The organism is Actinoplanes sp. NPDC051633 (genome assembly GCF_040681735.1).
In the GTDB taxonomy this organism is placed as follows: domain Bacteria; phylum Actinomycetota; class Actinomycetes; order Mycobacteriales; family Micromonosporaceae; genus Actinoplanes.
The window spans coordinates 1-2,378 of the sequence record NZ_JBFAZH010001176.1 but is presented as its reverse complement, the minus strand read 5'-3'; the positions used below and the strand labels follow the sequence as shown (position 1 = coordinate 2,378).

Below are 2,378 nucleotides of genomic sequence, written 5' to 3'. Positions count from 1 at the left end.
GGGGGGGGGTTTGGCGGCGGTGTGGTGGGGGGGCCGGGGGCCCGCCCTGGTGCTGGGTGTGTGGCGGTGGGCGTGGGGGGGGGGGGGGGGCCGCCCCCCCCCGCCCCCCCCCCCACGCCGCCGGAGCCGCCCATGCCCGTGCGGCCCGTGCTGCTGGTGGTCGCGCTGCTCTTCGTCGCGCTGCTCACCGGGGCCGCGCATCGCGGGCCGCCCGCGCCGCCGGTGATCGTGCCCGCCCGGCTGGGCGACACCATGTTCGTCACCGGTGACCGGGTCTTCGTCGTCTCGCCGGGCGACGAGCTGCTCGACCCGCCCGTGACGACGAAGACCGTCTCCGCCTACGCCCTGCCGGACGGCCGTCTGCTGTCGCGGAGCACCGTCGCCGTGTTCGGCGCGATCTACAACGTGGTCGAGGCGGGATCGGTGCTCCTGGTGTCGTTCCAGGAGCAGGCGTTCGGCGCCGAGGCCACCGTCGCGCTGCAGCCCGGCACCGACCGGGTGTTGTGGCGGCGGCCCGCGCGGCTGCTCGCGGCCAGCGCCGCCGACGGGCTCGTGCTGCTGCGTGAGAACAGCCCGCAGGTCGGCAACCTCAACTGGTTCGGCGTCGACATGACCAGTGGTGCTCTCCGCTGGACGCTGCGGCAGCCGGTGCGCGGGTTCACCGCCGGGGCCGACTTCCGCGAAGGCTTCCCGCGCACGCTGATCTCCGCCACCGCCGACGGCGCGGTCGAGGTGCGGGAGACCCGGACCGGCGTGGTCATCGCGGCCGCCCGGTTGCCGGTCCGCGAGCACCCGGTCGGTTCGGACGTGCCGATCTGGCCGAGCGACGACCTGCTGCTGGTGGGGGTGTCCAACGGGACGACCGCGTACTCCCTGCCCGCGCTGCAGGAGCGCTGGCACTCCCGGGCGGACCTCACGGGCCGGTGGCTGCAGCCCGCGTGCGGCGGAGCGATCTGCTCGCTGAGCTGGGAAGGCGGGCTGTGGGTGCTGAACCCGGCCACGGGCGTGTTGCGCTGGGCCGACGAACGGTGGAACTACGCCGACGCGGCCGGGGCGTACCTGCTGGCGGCGGACAACGCGGACAGCACGGGGGTGGGGGTGATCTCGGTGCTCGACCCGGCGACCGGGCGGGTGCTGGGCGACTTCGGGAAGTGGCAGGCGCTCGGCGAGCCGGCGGCCGACGGCACGGTCATCGCGCAACGGAAGAAGACGAGCGACAACATCGTCTGGTACGCCCGGCTCGACCCCGCGACGCAGGGCGTGCGGGTGCTGGGCAAGGCCGAACGGGTGGCCGGCGACTGCCAGGCGACGACCGACGTGCTGATCTGCCGCCGGATCGAGGCCACGGTAGGCATCTGGTCACTCAAGTAGCCTTCATTCACGGCCTCTTCACACTGGTGGGACGAGGCTAAGGGCCGGCGGCGAGAGCAGGAGGCGGCGGAGCGTGCGCGTTCTGGTGGTGGAAGACGAGCGGAACATGTGTGACGCGATCGCCCGCGGGCTGCGGCGCAAGGGCATGGCGGTGGATGTCGCGTACGACGGGCCGACCGGCCACGAGATGGCGTACGTGACCCGCTACGACGTCGTGGTGCTCGACCGCGACCTGCCCGGCATGCACGGCGACGAGATCTGCGCCGCGCTGGTCGCCTCCGGCGCGCTGACCCGGGTGCTGATGCTGACCGCCAGCGGCACGGTCGCCGACCGGGTGGAGGGTCTGCAGCTCGGCGCGGACGACTACCTGCCGAAGCCGTTCGCCTTCGACGAGCTGGTCGCGCGGGTGCAGGCGCTGGGCCGGCGGGCCACCCCGGCCGCCCCGCCGGTGCTCACCGTGGGCGACCTCGTGCTCGACCAGACCCGCCGGGTGGTGACCCGCGGCGGCGCGCCGATCGATTTGACCAACAAGGAGTTCGGCGTCCTGGAGGAGCTGCTGAAGGCGCGCGGCGGCGTGGTGTCCAGCGAGGAGCTGCTGGAGCGCGTCTGGGACGCCAACACCGACCCGTTCACCACGACCGTACGGGTGACGATGATGACGTTGCGTAAGAAGGTCGGCGATCCGCCGCTGATCGAGACGGTGGTGGGCGCCGGTTACCGCGTACCCGAACCGGTTGTGATCTCGCCCGGCAGTCCCTCGTGACCGTCTACGCCGGCACCAAGGCCGCGCCCGGGTGGCTGCGGCCCACGCTCCGGCTGCGGCTGACCCTGCTCAACGGCATCCTGCTGGTCGGCGCCGGGGCGATCCTGGTGCTCCTCGCCTGGCTGCTGGTCGGCGACGCGCTGCACCCGGCCGACGAGCTCCGGCCCGGCACGCAGGTCGTGCTCACCGACGGCAGCACCCTCGACGCCGCCGACTGGCAGCGCCAGCTGGTCTCGGCGGCCTC

At 73.8% G+C, this 2,378-nt stretch carries 2 protein-coding genes and 1 pseudogene; all 3 read left to right on the top strand.

Annotation, left to right across the window (positions count from 1 at the left end):
• The first annotated feature begins 132 nt into the window (after positions 1 to 132).
• Positions 133 to 1,371 (top strand): hypothetical protein, encoded by a 1,239-nt coding sequence (locus AB0M20_RS38635; RefSeq protein WP_364305908.1) that lies wholly within the window; start codon positions 133 to 135, stop codon positions 1,369 to 1,371.
• Between the two features lie 73 nt (positions 1,372 to 1,444).
• Positions 1,445 to 2,134 (top strand): response regulator transcription factor, encoded by a 690-nt coding sequence (locus AB0M20_RS38630; protein ID WP_364305907.1) that lies wholly within the window; start codon positions 1,445 to 1,447, stop codon positions 2,132 to 2,134.
• A gap of 35 nt (positions 2,135 to 2,169) precedes the next feature.
• A pseudogene (locus AB0M20_RS38625) lies at positions 2,170 to 2,378 on the top strand (two-component sensor histidine kinase); the annotation flags it as partial.